Here is a 17,207-nt window from a genome sequence, read left to right on the forward strand (position 1 = left end):
TTTTTATTAGTAGAATTTACTGGGCATTTTTTATATTAAAACGAAGAAGATTCAACTTCATTTTTCTTTCCAATATTCGGCATTTACAAAGACAAAAAAATCCATCCTCAGGATGGATTTTAGACTATTAACGCACTTCTGCATTGACTTTTTCTTCGAGAGAAGCTTGGATTTTTTCCATGTAGCGTGCGACTTCTTCATCTGTCAAGCTATCTTCTGGATTTTGGAAGGTCAAGCTATAAGCCATTGACTTCATTCCGATACCCAGTTTTTCACCGGAGAAGACGTCAAAGAGTTTAATGTCTGTCAAACGTTTCACGCCTGCAGCTTGAATGGCATCGACCACCTCTTGGTGAGTCACTTCTGCCTTGAGGAGAAGGGCAATATCACGGCTGACTGCTGGGAATTTAGTAATTTCCACAAAGGCTGCTGCTGGTTGAAGGGCTGCCTCAATAGCTGAAAGGTTAAGCTCAGCTACATAAGTCTCTGGAATATCGTAAGCCTTAGCCGTCACAGGGTGCACTTGACCGAGGAAACCGACTACTTGATCACCGAGTGAGATCAAAGCTGTACGTCCTGGGTGAAGACTCTTAATCTCTTGCGTTGCTGCATAAGTCACTTCAAGACCCAAACGAGTAAAGAGTGCTTCAAGGATTCCCTTAGCATAGAAGAAGTCAACAGGAACAGCTGCTGTTTGGAAGTCTTTTTCAGCGACTAAACCAGTCAAAGCAAAAGCAAAGCTGTTGATTTCATTTGGCAAGTCTTCTTTTGGATTACCCGTCTGCTCGAAGACTTTTCCAATCTCATAAAGAGCCAAGTTTTTATTCTTACGCGCTACGTTGTAGGCAACTGTATCTAAAATACCTGAAACCATATTTTGACGAAGGACCGAACGGTCCACAGTCATTGGCCACATCAATTCTGTCAAATGACTTGGTTGAATGGTAAACTCAACCGCTTTTTCAGGAGTTGTCAGTGCATAGGTGATGATTTCTGTCAATCCAGCACCTTCTGCAATGGTACGAACTTGACGGCGAAGCTTTTGTGTAGCTGTTAATTCACCGGCTGTCCCATCATCTTTTGGAAGACTGGTTGGCAAGCGGTCATAACCATAAATTCGGGCGATTTCTTCAAAGAGGTCCGCTTCGATAGTGATATCCCAACGGCGACGTGGAACGCTAACTGTGAAGGCTTCTGCATTTCCAGAAAGGCCAAATCCAAGACGACGGAAGACATCCTCTACATCCGCGTAGGAAAGTTCAGTACCAAGGACACGGTTGACGTCTGCAAGAGTAGAAGAAATTTCTACATTAGATGTATCCAACTGGCCTGCTGAAACGATTCCCTTACGCACTGTCGCACCAGCCAATTCCGCAATCATGCTTGCTGCTGCATCAAGGGCTTCATTAACAGTTGCCACATTGATCCCTTTTTCAAAGCGTGAAGATGATTCAGAGCGTAGGTTGAGACGACCACTTGTCTTACGGATAGATTTGCCATTGAAGACAGCAGCTTCAAGGACGACACGAGTAGACTTTTCAGAGATTTCTGTAGCTTGTCCACCCATGACACCTGCAAGGGCTACTGGTTTGTCAGCAACAGTAATCACTAAATCAGTTGTTTCCAACTCACGCTCTTCCCCATCCAAGGTCACTAATTTCTCACCAGCACGTGCTTCACGCACACGGATGTCATTTCCTTCAAAGGTATCTAAGTCAAAGGCATGCATAGGCTGACCAAAGTAAAGCAAGATATAGTTGGTCACGTCGACGACATTATTAATGGGACGAATGCCTTCGTTCATGAGGAGGTTTTGCAACCATTGTGGACTTGGTGCGATGGTCACATTGTCCAAGATACGAGCTGCATAGTAAGGAGCCTTGTCTGTATCAATGCTGACAGAAAGAGCATCCGCTGCAACTTGGTCAGTTTCTGTTAAGGTAAATTCTTTGAAGTTGACTGCCTTGTCATAGATAGCTGCTACTTCGTAAGCTACCCCACGCATAGAAAGAGCGTCTGCACGGTTAGGTGTGATAGAAAGCTCGATGATTTCATCATCCAAGTCTAAGTAAGAGAAGACTTCCTCACCTGGAACTGCATCATCTGGCAAGATTTGGATGCCATCTGCAAATTCTTTCGGTACAACAGAGTCAGAAATCCCTAATTCACCAAGTGAACAGATCATCCCGAGTGACTCTAAGCCACGGATTTTCCCTTTTTTAATCTTGTAGTTGTCCGCAATGCGAGCACCTGGAAGAGCCACCATAACTTTGATGCCTGCACGCACATTTGGTGCTCCACAGACGATTTGACGGGCTTCTTCTTCGCCAACGTTAACCTGACAAACATGAAGGTGAGTTTCGGGCACATCTTCGCAAGACAAGACCTCACCAACGACAATTTTTGAGAGACCAGCAGCAGGTGATTCCACACCTTCTACCTCGATCCCTGTAGTTGACATTTTTTCAGCCAACTCTTGTGATGGAACATCAATGTCCACCAATTCTTTTAACCATTTATAAGATACAAGCATAATTTAATTCTCCAGAATGACAGTTGCCACTCTAGTTTTTTTCCTTTCCTATCATTTCATTAGAAGAATCATCTTCTTACCTTAATTTCTTTTTCAGTAACCAATCCGTATCTACCTTTTGCCCAACCATAAAATTATGTTGGCTAAATTTTTCAAAACCATATCGATTATAAAATGCTTGAGCTTTTGTATTATGCTCCCAAACACCTAGCCAAGCCCAGGAAAAAGCATTTTTTTCGGCGTGTTCCAGAGCGAATTCAAATAGTTGCTTACCAAGTCCAAATCCTTGATATGTTTGTAGCACGTAGAGGCGTTGAATTTCAAAAGCGTTCTCTAATTCTCTCTCGGTTTGAGCATTTCCCCAGTTGACTTTGAGAAAACCAGCTATCTCCTCTTCATGCATAATGAAATAGGTTTCGGATTCAGGATTTTCCAACTCAGTTGACAAAACTCTCAGATTATAAGTCTCTTCAAAGTATTCCTGTAACTGCTCTTCCGTATTATCATGAGCAAATGTTTCACGAAAAGTTTGTTTGGCAATTTTTGCCAACACCTCAACATCTGCTATTTCCACTTTTCTAATCATTATTTAAACTGTTCTGAGAAGCGGACATCTCCTTGGTAGAATCCACGGATATCGTTGATTCCGTAGCGAAGCATAGCGACACGCTCTTGACCAAGACCAAAGGCAAAGCCAGAGTAAACAGTTGCATCGATACCACTCATCTCAAGGACACGTGGGTGAACCATACCGGCACCCATAATCTCGATCCAACCAGTTTTCTTACATACGTTACAGCCGGCTCCTCCACACTTGAAGCATGAAACATCCACCTCAACAGAAGGCTCAGTGAACGGGAAGTAAGATGGACGCAAACGGATTTGACGCTCTTCACCAAACATTTTTTGGACAATCAACTGAAGCGTTCCTTGAAGGTCAGCCATAGAGATGTTTTTCCCAACAACCAAGCCTTCGATTTGATGGAATTGGTGACTGTGGGTCGCATCGTCTGTATCACGACGGAATACACGTCCTGGTGAGATCATCTTCAAAGGACCTTTAGAAAAATCATGGGCGTCCATAGCACGCGCCTGAACTGGAGACGTGTGGGTACGGAGCAAGATTTCTTCTGTGATGTAGAAAGTGTCCTGCATATCACGAGCTGGGTGATCTTTTGGAAGGTTCATACGTTCAAAGTTGTAGTAGTCTTGCTCCACTTCAAAACCATCCACGACTTGGTAACCCATACCGATGAAGATATCTTCGATTTCTTCACTGGTTTGTGTAAGGACGTGACGGTGACCTGTCGCAACTGGACGACCTGGGAGAGTCACATCAATACTCTCACTTGCTAGTTGAGCTGCGACTTTCTTTTCTTCCAAGAGCTTAGCTGATTCTTCAAATGCAGCTGTCAAAATATCACGCGCTTCATTGACGTGTTTTCCGATAATTGGACGCATTTCTGCAGAAACGTCTTTCATCCCTTTAAGAATTTCAGTCAGGGAACCTTTTTTACCAAGGACAGAGACGCGCAATTCTTGCAGCTCTTTTTTATTTTCAGCAGAAATCTGCTTCAAGCTAGCTAGCGTTTCTTCACGAAGCGCTTTTAATTGTTCTTCAATAGTTGACATAATTCCTCCATCAGTCTCTCGTAGATAAAAAGAAAACCACATGCCAAAAACTCCACACTCGGAGCGTTGACACGCGGTACCATCCGTTTTTATCTGACAAGTCAGACCTTTATTTCTGAATCCATAGGCAAGTGAATTCACCCAGCTTTCATATAGAGAGCTTTCAGTCGCGGCTCTCCTCCCTGATATACTTCCCCTGAGATACTAGTCTTGCAGATTCCTATTTAATTATTATTCATTTTATCAAATTTCAAGTATTCTTGCAAGATATTTTGCGACTAATCAACATAGTCCCCACCTTCAAAGCCGTAATACTCTTCCAAGCTGAGACCACTTGCAGCGATGTCCTTGGCTTCTTTTCCGACGTAGCGAAGGTGCCATTCCTCAGCCATATAGCCTGTTTCTTTTTCCTTACCTTTGAGATAACGAACGACGAAGCCATAATCTGCAGCATGGTCCAATAGCCATTGAGCAGCCTTTTCTTCAGTCACTAAATCTCCATTTGTTCCAATTAGGTCAAAGGCAAGGCCAGTTTGGTGTTCACTATATCCAGGTCGTGCAGAATAGCGGTCAGCCTCTGCCTTTCCGTCTTGGTTGACATAGTCCTGATAAAGTTGAGTTTGAGTTTCATAACTTCTGAAGCCACTATACTGGTCACTAATTGGGAAACCAGCTTCTTTCATAGCAGCAATCAGTTTCAATAGCTCCTCTTTAGCTATTGGATTTTCTCCAGGATTGTAGTCTTTTGACAAGGGATAGTGTTTATTAGCGATGACAATCTCATCGTATTTCCCTTGAATACTGTAGTATCCCCCTTTATTGACTACTTCTGCCTTTTTCTGACTGGCTTCCTGAGATTTACTTCCGACTGTACCTTCTTGGATTGTTTTCTCTTCAATTGCAGCAGTTGTTTCTGAATTTGCTGGTTTTTCTTGCGAACAAGCTGCCAATGTCAAGGCTAGCAATCCTGATAATACAAGGTATCTTTTTTTCATTGTTTATCCTTTCATTTCTATCATTTGGTCCAAAGTTTCAGATAAGGTTTCAACCAAACCTTCTAATTTGCTTCCCTTAACCTGATATTCTTCAGCGACCATTTCTTCCCAAGGAACCCACCAAACTGGACCACGACCATTAAGACCGTGTCCCTTCATATCACCCTCTCGTCTCGGAAAAATATGCCAGTGGGCATGTGCATCACCGTTTCCCAACAACTCTACATTCATCTTTTGAGCAGAAAAGGCCTTAGAGACAACTTCCTCAACCAGACTCATTTCTTCTAAAAAGCGGAGTTTGACAGTTGGATGTAGATGATGTAATTCTGTAACATGTTCCTTGGCTAGGAATAGAGTGTAGCCTTCAAAATACTGGTGGTCTCCGATGACAACATAGCCTGTTTCCAGTTCTTTCACAAAGTAGGGATTATCCCCTGACTTTATCAATTCAATTCGTTGGCAAATCAAGCACATCTTAGTCCACCAACTCACTCTTAAGATAAGCGTCCACCATACGCTCAGTAGCAACTACAGAATCGATATGAGTACGCTCGTAAGAGTGACTAGACTCAATACCAGCTCCGAGAAGGGCGTGTTTGACTTCTGCTCCAGCTGACATAGCTGCAGAAGCATCCGAACCATAAAATGGATAGATATCGAGTTTAAATGGAATATCCTGCTCTTTTGCCAAGGCAACCAGATGTTGACGGAATTCATAGTGGTAAGGACCTGAAGCATCTTTGACACAGATAGATACTGTGTACTCATCCGTCTGCTGGTCATCTCCCATTGCTCCCATATCTACTGCTAGATATTCAACAACTTGACTTGGGATATTTGAGTTAGCACCATGCCCCACTTCTTCAAAGACCGAGAAGGCAAAATGCGTAGTGACAGGAAGTTCAATTCCTTCTTCCTTATAGGTTTTAAGGAGATTTAGAAGGATAGCTGCACTGACCTTATCATCCAAATGACGCGATTTGATAAAGCCTGTCTCAGTTACGACAGTTCGTGGGTCAAAGCTGATAAAGTCACCAACCTCAATACCAAGTGCGCGTGTTTCTTTTTCATTGGTCACTTTTTCATCCAAACGCACTTCCATATTGTCCTGCGTGCGTTCAGCAGTGCCAGCGTCTTTGTATACATGACAAGAAGTCTGGTGGATCAAAATGGTACCTGAAATAGTCTTACCTGTACTAGCCACATGAACTGTACAGTTTTCTCCTTCAATCATATTCCAAGGGTAGCCACCGATACGGTCCATTTTAAGACGACCATCTGGTTTAACAGCGCGAACGATAGCTCCCAAGGTATCCACATGAGCGGTCACATAACGCTGTTGCTCGTCATTTTTACCTTTGACAGTAACATTGACACCACCTTTGGCAGTACGGATTGGTTGATAACCTAGTTTTTCAAGAGTCTCAACCAAATAATTCGTAATCTCACGTGTGAAACCAGTTGGTGATGCGATAGCAGTTAGTTCTTTGATATATTCTACAGTTTGATTCATTTCTTCACCTCTTCCTAATATTATATCACTTTTCCCATTTTAGTATGTGTAAAAAGGAAAACGAATATACTTTGATTGCGAAAGTATTTTATGATATAATGAAAAAAGTTCTTATGATGAAAGGAAAAAATATGAACAGATATTTCAAAATGACGCTTCTCTTAGCCTTACCGTTGGCATTCTTATTGGGATGTTCTAAACAATCATCAACAACTTCTAACTCCTCAAAAGCAGAAACAACTGAGGTAAAAACTACTGAAGTTGAAACAACTGAAAAGAAATCCGAACTAAAAACTGTTACTTTTGTAAATGATACTCGTACTGGCCTTAATTCTACTTTAACCTACACTGTAGATGGAGACAAAGTATTGAAACAATCGGGTCATAATGTTTATGATCCAGAAGCTCTCGACACTACTGCTGAGACTCTTAAAGCATTCATTGAGGAAACCTATAAAGGATATCAAGGCCTAAAAGGTGTTACTCATAGCATTGAAATCAAAGATGGAAAGGTCGTTCAAGATGCTGAAGTTGACTATACAGTCGCAAGTCTTGACGAACTTAGAAAAGCAAGGCCAGAAGAATACTCAGGCATTGGTAACCATATTAGCCTTACTGCTTCTAAGAAAATGTTAAAAGATCTTGGATTTACAGAAAAAACTAACTAAGAGTAATTGAAAAAACCTTGGCATAAGCCAAGATTTTTTTTATTCCATCTCAAAAGCTTCACTCTTTTGCTTATTTGGAAGAACAAGGGAAAGTAAAATCCCAATAATCGCTGGTACTAACCATGGCAATGAAGCCTTAGCAAATGGTAGAGCATTCACAATGTTGGCAAGGAAGGTCACTTCAAATGAACTTCCCAAGACACTAGCTACGGCAATAGCTGTAACAAGACCCATCGTCAATTGCATGCCTGGTTTTGAAAGTGGTACAAATTTGTTCACAATCACAATCATAACAATCACAATGGTAATTGGATACAAGATAACTAGGACAGGGATAGAATATTTGATGATTGCATCAAGACCGAGGTTGGCAATTGCAAACCCAATCAAGGTAAAGACAGTCGCATAAACCTTATAGCTGAGTTGTGGGAAACGTCCGTTAAAGAATTCAGCAGTTGAAACAATCAAACCTACAGTCGTTGTGAAACAAGTTACTGTTACCATGGCTGCTAGGAATAATTGAGCTGTTGAACCAAAGATTTCTTGGGTCGCTTGTGACAAGATATAAACCCCTGGAGTTCCACCCTTCATCGCTTCTTCTGTCATCGGGAAGTGATTTCCAAGGAAACCTAGGCCAATGTATAGAGCACTAAAGCCAAGCGCTACGACAATTCCGACTACCCAAATGGTTGAGATGTACTCTTTTTTACTCGAAAATCCAAGCTGTTTCAAGGTTTCAACCGCGATTACACTAAAGGCAACAGATGCGAGAGCATCTAGAGTATTATATCCTTCAAGGAATCCTGCTCCAAATGCTGAAGCTTGATAAGCTGCTGTAGCTGCTTGTGGAGCATTTCCACCATATTTGAGGGCTCCAAGGATTACCAAGATGATAATTAAGAGGGCAAAAACTGGAGTCAAAACACGGCCGATACGATCCAAAATCTTTGAAGGATTAAGCGCGATTAAGTATGCTGCAACAAAGTAGATAAGGGTAAAGACAATCAAGCCTAGACCTTTGTCAGCATCTGCCAAGAGGGGACTAATCCCTACTGCATAAGAAGTTGTTGCAGTACGTGGAATAGCAAAGAATGGACCAATCGACAAGTACAAAACTGCTAGATAAATCGTTGCAAACCAAGGGGAAATCTTTGTAGAAATCTCATAGATATATCCCTTAGGATTTAAGGTCCCGATGATCAAGGTCAAGACGGCAAGTCCGACACCTGAAAGTACAAATCCTGCAATGGCAGGGAGAAAGTGTTCCCCAGATTGAGCACCTAGGGTAGGGGGGAAAATCAAATTACCCGCACCAAAAAATATTCCAAACAGGAGTAATCCCGTTAAAGCACCTTTTTTAGCCATAAACTCTCCTTATAAAAAATAAAATACTTTCTTAGTATAACATGATTAAAGGCTTGAAAAGGCTATCTCGAAATAATTTTAAAATGTTTTCAATTTTCTGATTTTTAGAGTAAATAAACTCCCTTTAAAACCTTTCTTATTTTCGGTCTTAAAGGGAGTTTTTTCTTATTCTAAGGCATCCATGCCACCTTGGACATTGATAACCTCATATCCTTGTTCTGCTAAAAATTGACAAGCGCGTGCTGAACGCATTCCTGATTTACAAATCACATAGTAAAGATTATCCTTATCTAGTTGTTTATAAGTATCAGCTAATTGGCTGAGAGGTAAATTACGAGCACCTTCTAAATGAAGAGTCTCAAATTCCTCTACTTCTCTCACATCTAATACAGAAAGCGACTCTTTCTGGTATAGTTGGTAAAAATCATTAAAAGTAATTTCTTTCATTTTTCTTCTCCGAGAATTTTTTGAATTCTTTCTTTCAAGTCAGGCAAAACATCTGCTTCAAACCAAGGATTTTTTTTCATCCAGATTTGGTTCCGAGGTGACGGGTGCACCAAAGGGTAATAATCTGGCAAATAATCCTTAAAGCGATGCACACGGTCTGTTACCTTGCCACTGACTTTCTCATGCAGATAGTAGGACTGGGCATACTGCCCAATCAAGAGCGTCAATTGAATATCTGGTAATTCTTTCAAAAGTTTAGGGTGCCACTTTTCTGCAAATCCAGGTCTAGGCGGTAAGTCACCGGATTTTCCATGCCCTGGAAAATAGAAATCCATAGGCATGACTGCAAAATAACCTGAATTATAAAAAGTATCCTCATCCACACCCAACCAGTCTCGCAAGCGGTCGCCACTTTTATCCTTCCAGTAAAGTCCTGCTTCTTGGGTTTTGAGACCAGGTGCCTGCCCAATGATATTGATACGAGCAGTTTTTGGAGCAGCAAAGAGAGGTTCGATTCCTCGCTCAGTATAGTGTTGATTTTGTGGATCAGCCATGATGGCTTGTTTGATTCTTTCGATTTGAGACATCTACTCTCCCTCCAAAAAGAAGTCTAAGCATAAAATCTCAGACTTCTATAGCATTATTTGATCAATTCATAGATAGCTTCAGCGTAGATGGCTGCTGCACGGAAGAGATCGTCCAAGGCGATAAATTCGTTGGCTTGGTGCATGGTATCAATAGAGTCTGGGAACATAGCACCATAGGCTACACCACGTTCTAAGAGACGTCCGAAAGTTCCTCCACCGATGACTTGTTCATGCCCTTGAAGACCTGTTTGTTTTTCATACACGCTCAACAAGGTTTGTACAAGTGGATCTTCCATTGGTACATAGTGAGGTGTGTGACCATGTTCTGATAAGCTAACAGATACAACTGGCAAGCTTTCAAGAACTGACTTGATTTGCTCTGGACTTGTTCCTTTTGGATAACGGAAGTTAAGGGCAATGGTATTGTCAGCACTTGTTTCATCAAAGCGGAAGACACCAGCATTCATAGAAAGGGCACCCATCTTTTCATCCACATGAGCCACTTTCATGTTTTTGCCTTCATGGTCATTTAAAAGAATCTTACCAGCAATGTCAAGGAAGTCTTTTGCAGGTCCTTCAAAGACAAACTGGCTGAGGAAGAGAGCAAGGTAAGTCGCACCATTGACACCTGAAGCAGGCATAGCACCATGGGCAGATTTACCGATAATTGTGACTTTGTACTTGCCGTTCTCTTCTTGAATGTCTCCTATAAGCTTGTGCTCTGCAACAAAGGCATCTAGTTTCGCTGGCAAATCAGCCAAGTCACCTGAAACGACTGCTGTTGCTGATTCTGGCACCATGTTTTCACGCAAACCACCTGTGAAGCTGTGAAGACGGGCTGCACCTTTGTTTTCACCAGCAAAGTGGAGGTATTCAGTGATATTTCCTTTTTCACCATTGATGATAGGGAATTCAGCATCTGGAGAGAAACCAAAGTCTGGTTTTGCTAGTCCTACATGTTCAAAATAGTAGTCCATATCTGCCCAACCTGATTCTTCATCAGTTCCGACGATAAAGCGAACTTTTTTAGAAGTTGGAAGTCCCAATTCTTTGATGATTTTCAAACCATAGTAACATGCTGTTGTTGGTCCCTTATCATCAGAAGCACCACGCGCATAGAGACGACCATCCTTGATGGTTGGAGTATAAGGATCAGTGTCCCATCCGCTACCTGCTGGCACTACGTCCATGTGGGCAAAGATTCCGAGAACTTCTTCCCCTTCACCAAACTCGAAATGTCCTGCATAGTTGTCGACATTTTTTGTTGGGTAACCATCACGGTCTGCGATTTCAAGGAATTTCTCCAAAGCTTTTACCGGACCAGGTCCAAAAGGATGCTGCGCATCTGCCTTACTGTCATCGCGTTCTGAGTTGATTTCCAAAAGGCTGAACAAGTCAGCCAAGAGGGCTTCTTTACGTTTTTCTACTTCTGCTGTAAAATCAATAACTGTCATTTTTACTTCCTATCTTTTTTCGATAATTTCATCTACTGGCAAGCGGTAGCTTGGTTCCAATTTCTCGTCTGTGTATCCTACTGTGATCAAAAGTTCTGGACGGAAGCGTTCTTCAATTTCCAAGACTTCATTGGCTTTTGATTTGTCAAAACCAAGGATAATGTTTGATCCGATTCCCTGGTCAGTCAATGCAAGGACTAAGTTCATCGCAACCAACCCTGCATTAAGGGCTAGGTAGTCACTGATTTGTTGTTCATTGTAACGCGCAAACTCTGCTGGAAGATTTTTCATAAAGTACTGAAGTTGTTCTTCTGAGAAGTTCTTTGCTCCACCAACACGGGCAATCTTGCGAGCTCGTTTAGCTAGGTCAGTATCTGTAAACAAGGCAATGGTCACCGGTGCAGATGCTACTTGCTCAAAGTTTGAACCGTAAGCCAATTTTGCTAGTTCAGCATTTTTCTCACGGACTACAACAAATTTCCAAGGTTGGATATTGTGAGCACTTGGTGCTAAAGTAGCAATCTCAATCGCTGTACGAACATCCTTTGGATCTACTGGCTTATCAATAAATTGCTTTGTCGCATGACGTTTTTTATTTAACTCAAGAAATTTCATAATTGATTTCCTTTTCTATTTCTACTGCTTCCATTTTACCACATTCTGAAAGAGCTTGCAGAGATTTTTCATTTGTGGCCTAAATTATCTTTTTCTTATCTGATTTAAATTTTAGATTACAAACTCAAACTGAAAATTATAATATTTTTCTATCACTTCCATAAAAAATATATATTGGCTATTTGATTGATTGTCTGGTAAGCTAGATACCATTAAGTAAAGGAGACACACATGAAAAAATTATTCTTATTATTAGCCATTAGTCCCTTGTTGGTGGCCTGTGGGCAATCTAAACAGGATAGTGCTTCAACTTCTACTACTAGCCCTAAAACCATTGTCGTAGCAACTGCTGGAGACATCCCTCCTTTTGATTTTGAAAAAGATGGTAATTTGACTGGATATGATGTTGAAGTTTTAAAAGCGGTCGATGAAAAACTAGATCAATACAAGATTGAATTTCAAAAAACAGCTTGGGAGAGTATCTTCCCTGGAGTTGATGCTGGCCGTTACCAAGCTGCTGCCAACAACTTGAGCTACACCAAAGAGAGAGCCGACAAATACCTCTACTCACTCCCAATCGCAAAAAATCCTTTGGTTCTCGTGAGCAGAAAAGACAAGGCTCTTACCTCTCTTCAAGACATCGCTGGTAAAACTACTCAGGATGACACTGGAACTTCTACTGCCAAGGTTGTTACAGACTGGAATCAAAGCCACTCCGACAATCCTGCTACCATCCAATATTCTGGCGAAGATGTGGCTAAGCGTCTGACTGACCTCGCCAACGGTGAATTTGATTTCCTAATCTTTGATAAAATCTCTGTTCAAAAAATTATCCAAGACCGTGGCTTAGACTTGAACGTAGTCGACTTGGAAAACAATGACAATCCAAACAACTACATCATCTTCTCAAGCGACCAAAAAGAATTTAAAGAACAATTTGACAAGGTTCTCAAAGAACTCTACCAAGATGGAACCCTTGAAAAACTCAGCAAAACCTATCTCGGTGGTTCTTACCTACCAGATCAAAGCGAACTGAAATAAAAAAGCATCCAATAAAAACAAGCTCTCGTATAGAGGGCTTTTTGCATACAAAAAAAGCCATCCTTGCGGATGACTTTCTAGCAACCGAATCGGTGCTTAGTTGTATTATTCATTTTTGGGACCATTCGAAACAACAAAGCTCTAAAACTATGAAACATTGATACTATCAACCTACACATCTCATTTAGACAGCTTTCCTTATCTTTTTTTGCATTCTTCAAAACTATATCTTGTACAAATTATTTAATCTTTCTAACTCTAATACATTCATACATACTTCTACTCCAGTAACTACCCCCTTACTATAAATAATTCCACAAGAAAACACAATCCTCTTCTCACTCAAAATATTTGACAATATTACAAATGATTCCAAAACATAATCCTCTATAGTAATAAAACAATTATTTTCATCTTTAAAAAACTCTATAAATCCAATATCCTTACACCTATCACGAAAATGAAACCTAAGTGATTTTAAAAAATAATCAAAAAACACATCACTATCCATAGAAATCCCTTTCATTTTTAAAATATTCTAATATAATCATACAAAAAATAAATTTTGGAAACATCCGAAACAACACAGTCAAAAGATTTTCTTTTAAGTTAAATATGGTTATCCATAATCAGTAACGCGCGACACTTATTCGGTGCTTTTTTTATTTTATTATCCTAATTTATTGTACTCCTAATTTGATAAATAAACAAATAATATTGTAGCGTTTTCATAATTGTCATTAAAAACAATTTCTTAAATTATTTAACTTGTGTTTAAGTACTAATCTAAAATACCCCTAACACTTCTCCGTGCTAGGGGTTCTTTTAGTTCCTTAAATATCGTATATACTCTACTAATACGTAGATGAGGATTGTTAAACAAATGATAATCTCTAACCAAACGAGGAGGTTGAGGACTGGAAAATGCAGAATGCCTTGGGACATTTTCAATGAAGTTGCTGTGATGATGGTTGGAAAGGTTAGGGCTGAGAAGGCTGGTTGGAAACCTTGTTTTAAAATCCTTGGCAAGCGACTAAGGACAAAGAAAAAGAAGCTCTGTGATGCAAGGATCATAACTAGTAAAATCCAACTAGGAAGACTGTATCCTCCTACTCTCACTAATGCTGCCAAAAGAAGAGAAAATGGAGCACAATAGATTCCTTCTTGCCCCAGCAAAGCGATCGGCAACGGATTTTTCCTTAAATCTTGATAAATTAGAGGGTAAAGGATAAGGGTTAAGATAAAACCAAAAATCCAAGCTCCATAGGCAATCCCAACAATGCCCACCACGGGGTAGGTCAAACTTGCTACTGCTATTCCTACATAAAGAACCGTCCAAGTTGGTGTTGCGCTCGTCCTTGGTTTAGCTTGCACGTAATTGATAGTGAAGTAGATAATCAAGCCTACATCCAATAGAAAAGCAAACCACCAGAGAATCTGTGCAACAATGCTCAAGCTCATAGGTAACGTTCGCAGCAAATAAGTCGATAAAATCATCCCTGCCATGGGAAAGGTTGCCATTCCTGACAAAACAGGGGCTTTCTTTAATTCTTGCTTACTTTCATGCCAGTTATTGAGGTGGCTCACCAAAAAATAAAACCACAAAATCAAGCCTGACAAACTAAAGATGTGTGATAAAAGCGGTAAAATATCCAAGATGAGATTTCCTGCTCCAGCCAATCCCAATAAGCAACCTGAAAAGGCTAAGGGGAGTTTTTTCATACCAACCTCCGAAAATGACGTTACTATCAGTATAGCATAAATAAAGCTCAGTTAGACAAGCCTTCATCAATTTTTTTGGCTATAAAACGATTGTCCCCTTTTAAAATACTCACTAACAATAATAATTAAAATAAATTTAGCAAAAGAGTACCTATCACTTGATAGGTACTCTTTTCACATTTCATTCTATAGCTTGGTTAGCCTTTAAAGGTAACGATTGTTGCACCACTTCCACCTGCATTTTGCGGCGCATAACCAAAGCTCTTGACCTGCTTGTTTCTTTGAAGGTATTTGGTTACTCCTTCACGGATGACTCCTGTACCGATACCATGGATGATGTCCACTTGAGCCATGTTGTTGAGTAGGGCTTGGTCGATAAAGGCATCCAAGGCTTCCATAGCTTCCTCGTAACGTTTGCCACGAAGGTCAAGTCGAGCCTGTGGACCTTTACCACCTGCCCGTTTGACAACGTTGACTTGTTTTTTCTTGACTGGTGCTTCTTGCTGAGCCTGAACCAAGTCAAACTCTTTTTCTTCAAGCGTCATCTTAATTAAGCCAACTTGAGCTTCCCAACGGCCATCCTTGAGTTGGTTGGTCAAGGTACCTCGTTGACCATAACTTAAAACGATGATATCATCCCCAACTTTTGGAGCTCGTTTTTTCTTAGCCTTTTGGAGGACCTTATTTTTAGAAAGATCAACTTTTTCAGGTGCTAATTTTTTGAGCTGAGCCTTGGCTTCGATAATTTCATGTGGTTTTAGTTGAGATTTGCTGTGGAGATTTTTTAGAATATCATCACTCTCAGCTAGTGCTAAATCAACTATTTCAGCAGCTTGCTCACGCGCCTTATTGAGTTCTGTTTCCTTCTCACGATTGAGCTCGTTGTATAGTTTTTTAAGGGCACGGTTCATCTTGAGGTTTTCTTGCTCGACCTGGCGAATATTCTCAAGACGTTTACGGCTTTCAAGCGTCTGCTCTTCCAATTGCTCAATAATACGATTGACATCATTGTCTTGGTTAATCTGCTTGCTAGCGTCACCTACGATGACATCTGACAAGCCGAGACGTTTAGCAATCTCAAAGGCATTACTTCGACCAGGTACTCCTTGCATAAAGCGATAGGTTGGGCGCAAGCTAGCTGTATCAAACTCCATGCTGGCATTCTGAACATAAGCCGTTTCAATCCCATAGGCCTTGAGTTCAGGATAGTGAGTGGTTGCCATAGTCTTGACCTGACGTAAACGCAAGTCCTCTAAGATTGACATGGCAAGGGCTGCACCTTCTTGGGGGTCTGTTCCTGCTCCAAGCTCATCTAGTAACAAGAGCGAGTTTTGATTGACCTTGCCAAGAATATCTACGATATTAGTCATGTGACTAGAGAAGGTTGACAGACTTTGTTCGATGGATTGTTCATCACCGATATCCGCAAAGACCTCCTCGAAAATCCCCACACGACTTCCCTTATCGGCCAAAATCGGCAAACCTGACTGGGCCATCAATTGCGTCAAACCTAAGGTTTTGAGCATAATGGTCTTACCACCCGTATTGGGACCAGTGATAACGATGGCTGTTAAATCCTTACCAAAGTGCACATCATTAGCAACAGCATTTTGCACCAAGGGATGACGAACATGAAGGAGTTGAATCTCCTGCCCTTCAGAAACTTGAGGAACCACTGCTCCTGTCTCTTGGATAAAGCGGACCTTAGCCCGAATCAAGTCTAAATGCCCAATAATCCAGGCATCATTGGCAATTTCAGCCGCGTGAGGTCTTACTCGTTCAGAGAGTTCTTGCAGGATACGCATCATCTCATAGCGTTCATCTGCACGAAGACTAGCAATTTCCTCACTCAGCTTGACCACTTCACGCGGTTCGATATAGACAGTATTACCACTGGCAGAAATATCATGTACCACACCAGCAATCTTATTACGATAGGTGTTTTTGACAGGAAGAACCTGACGACCATTTCGACTAGCGATGATGCCTTCAGTCAACATCTGAGCCTTTTGTTTGAGAAGTTCTTGCAAGACATCACGAACTTGACTTTCACTATCATGGATTTTACGACGGATTCGTGTTAGTTCTTCACTAGCAAAATTCTCAATAAATCCAGCTTCGTTGATAGCTTGGAGATTTCCCTGTAAATGTGGGAAATCATGAAGTTTCTCAAACCAGTTAGCCAGGTGATCCAAGCGTACATTTTCAAGATTGTCATAGAAATTTTTCAGTTCACGGCTGGCAAATATGACACGTTTGAGTAGAAGAAATTCCTCGATGTTGAGATCAGCACCCATCTCCAAGCGTTTGCAGGTAGCCGCAATATCTTTTGTCCCCGAAATGCTGAAATGAGGATGCTCAACAAAGAGTTCCTGCATCTCCTTCATTTCTGCAAAGGCCTGTCTAATTTTATCAGCTTTATCTGTTGGGACTAGCTCTTTTAACTGTTCTAGTCCTTGTTCCGTCAAAAGATGAGGTTCAAATAAAGCCTTGACCTTGTTAAATTCTAACGTTTCTAGTATTTTTGTATTCATCTTATTTCCTTAGTATAAAAGTTATGGCTTTTCTTATTTTCAACTCTTTAAATCAATCTCTTACTTTTCGAAATTGTAAACAAAAGGCTAGGAATAGTTCC

16 protein-coding genes are annotated in these 17,207 nt (G+C 40.9%); 2 read left to right on the top strand and 14 right to left on the bottom strand.

Translation table 11 applies throughout. The features are described 5' to 3' along the window. Positions 1 to 127 precede the first annotated feature (127 nt). The 6 genes from pheT to K1I61_RS04460 all read right to left on the bottom strand — a co-directional run bounded on the left by pheT (position 128) and on the right by K1I61_RS04460 (position 6,673). On the bottom strand, positions 128 to 2,533 hold the full coding sequence (pheT, locus tag K1I61_RS04435) for a phenylalanine--tRNA ligase subunit beta (RefSeq protein WP_223333535.1): 2,406 nt from the start codon (positions 2,531 to 2,533) through the stop codon (positions 128 to 130). Positions 2,534 to 2,609: 76 nt separating this feature from the next. Beyond that, complete coding sequence (locus K1I61_RS04440; protein WP_223333537.1) at positions 2,610 to 3,119, bottom strand: GNAT family N-acetyltransferase; 510 nt, start codon at positions 3,117 to 3,119, stop codon at positions 2,610 to 2,612. Continuing rightward, a complete protein-coding gene (gene pheS, locus K1I61_RS04445) occupies positions 3,119 to 4,165 on the bottom strand; it encodes a phenylalanine--tRNA ligase subunit alpha (protein ID WP_223333539.1) in 1,047 nt (348 codons plus the stop codon). Before pheS ends, K1I61_RS04440 begins: the two co-directional genes overlap by 1 nt. A gap of 278 nt (positions 4,166 to 4,443) precedes the next feature. Next, on the bottom strand, positions 4,444 to 5,160 hold the full coding sequence (gene ldcB / locus K1I61_RS04450; RefSeq protein ID WP_223333541.1) for an LD-carboxypeptidase LdcB/DacB: 717 nt from the start codon (positions 5,158 to 5,160) through the stop codon (positions 4,444 to 4,446). A 3-nt stretch (positions 5,161 to 5,163) separates the two neighbouring features. Further along, positions 5,164 to 5,634 (bottom strand): HIT family protein, encoded by a 471-nt coding sequence (locus K1I61_RS04455; RefSeq protein ID WP_223333543.1) that lies wholly within the window; start codon positions 5,632 to 5,634, stop codon positions 5,164 to 5,166. Position 5,635: 1 nt separating this feature from the next. Then, entirely contained in the window at positions 5,636 to 6,673 is a 1,038-nt protein-coding gene (locus tag K1I61_RS04460) for a M42 family metallopeptidase (RefSeq protein WP_223333545.1), read from the bottom strand. Between the two features lie 131 nt (positions 6,674 to 6,804). Between K1I61_RS04460 and K1I61_RS04465 the strand changes: the two genes are divergently transcribed. Further along, positions 6,805 to 7,341 (top strand): DUF1307 domain-containing protein, encoded by a 537-nt coding sequence (locus K1I61_RS04465; protein ID WP_223333547.1) that lies wholly within the window; start codon positions 6,805 to 6,807, stop codon positions 7,339 to 7,341. A gap of 39 nt (positions 7,342 to 7,380) precedes the next feature. Here K1I61_RS04465 and brnQ read toward each other — a convergent pair whose 3' ends face one another. The 5 genes from brnQ to K1I61_RS04490 all read right to left on the bottom strand — a co-directional run bounded on the left by brnQ (position 7,381) and on the right by K1I61_RS04490 (position 11,809). Then, the gene (gene brnQ, locus K1I61_RS04470; protein WP_223333549.1) at positions 7,381 to 8,706 is read right to left on the bottom strand and encodes a branched-chain amino acid transport system II carrier protein; all 1,326 of its coding nucleotides are present in this window, start codon (positions 8,704 to 8,706) and stop codon (positions 7,381 to 7,383) included. 165 nt (positions 8,707 to 8,871) lie between these two features. Next, entirely contained in the window at positions 8,872 to 9,153 is a 282-nt protein-coding gene (locus K1I61_RS04475; protein ID WP_006152169.1) for a rhodanese-like domain-containing protein, read from the bottom strand. Next, positions 9,150 to 9,740: a uracil-DNA glycosylase family protein gene (locus tag K1I61_RS04480; RefSeq protein ID WP_223333551.1), complete on the bottom strand. Its 591-nt coding sequence runs from the start codon at positions 9,738 to 9,740 to the stop codon at positions 9,150 to 9,152. The genes K1I61_RS04475 and K1I61_RS04480 overlap by 4 nt, the downstream gene beginning before the upstream one ends. Before the next feature lie 53 nt (positions 9,741 to 9,793). Next, positions 9,794 to 11,194, bottom strand: coding sequence for a dipeptidase PepV (gene pepV / locus K1I61_RS04485; RefSeq protein ID WP_223333553.1), 1,401 nt, complete (start codon positions 11,192 to 11,194; stop codon positions 9,794 to 9,796). 9 nt (positions 11,195 to 11,203) lie between these two features. Continuing rightward, entirely contained in the window at positions 11,204 to 11,809 is a 606-nt protein-coding gene (locus K1I61_RS04490; RefSeq protein WP_223333555.1) for a nitroreductase family protein, read from the bottom strand. A gap of 231 nt (positions 11,810 to 12,040) precedes the next feature. On the opposite strand from K1I61_RS04490, the gene K1I61_RS04495 reads away from it, so the two are divergent. After that, positions 12,041 to 12,850, top strand: a complete 810-nt coding sequence (locus tag K1I61_RS04495; protein WP_223333557.1) for an amino acid ABC transporter substrate-binding protein — start codon at positions 12,041 to 12,043, stop codon at positions 12,848 to 12,850. Between the two features lie 223 nt (positions 12,851 to 13,073). On the opposite strand, the gene K1I61_RS04500 is transcribed toward K1I61_RS04495, so the two are convergent. From K1I61_RS04500 to K1I61_RS04510, 3 genes are all read right to left on the bottom strand, one after another. Then, positions 13,074 to 13,376, bottom strand: coding sequence for a hypothetical protein (locus K1I61_RS04500; protein WP_223333559.1), 303 nt, complete (start codon positions 13,374 to 13,376; stop codon positions 13,074 to 13,076). A gap of 299 nt (positions 13,377 to 13,675) precedes the next feature. After that, positions 13,676 to 14,572 (bottom strand): TDT family transporter, encoded by an 897-nt coding sequence (locus K1I61_RS04505; RefSeq protein WP_223333561.1) that lies wholly within the window; start codon positions 14,570 to 14,572, stop codon positions 13,676 to 13,678. A gap of 197 nt (positions 14,573 to 14,769) precedes the next feature. Then, on the bottom strand, positions 14,770 to 17,106 hold the full coding sequence (locus K1I61_RS04510) for an endonuclease MutS2 (RefSeq protein WP_223333563.1): 2,337 nt from the start codon (positions 17,104 to 17,106) through the stop codon (positions 14,770 to 14,772). Positions 17,107 to 17,207 lie beyond the last annotated feature (101 nt).

Origin of the sequence: Streptococcus infantis (assembly GCF_019929665.1) — a bacterium.
In the GTDB taxonomy this organism is placed as follows: Bacteria; Bacillota; Bacilli; order Lactobacillales; family Streptococcaceae; genus Streptococcus; species Streptococcus infantis_H.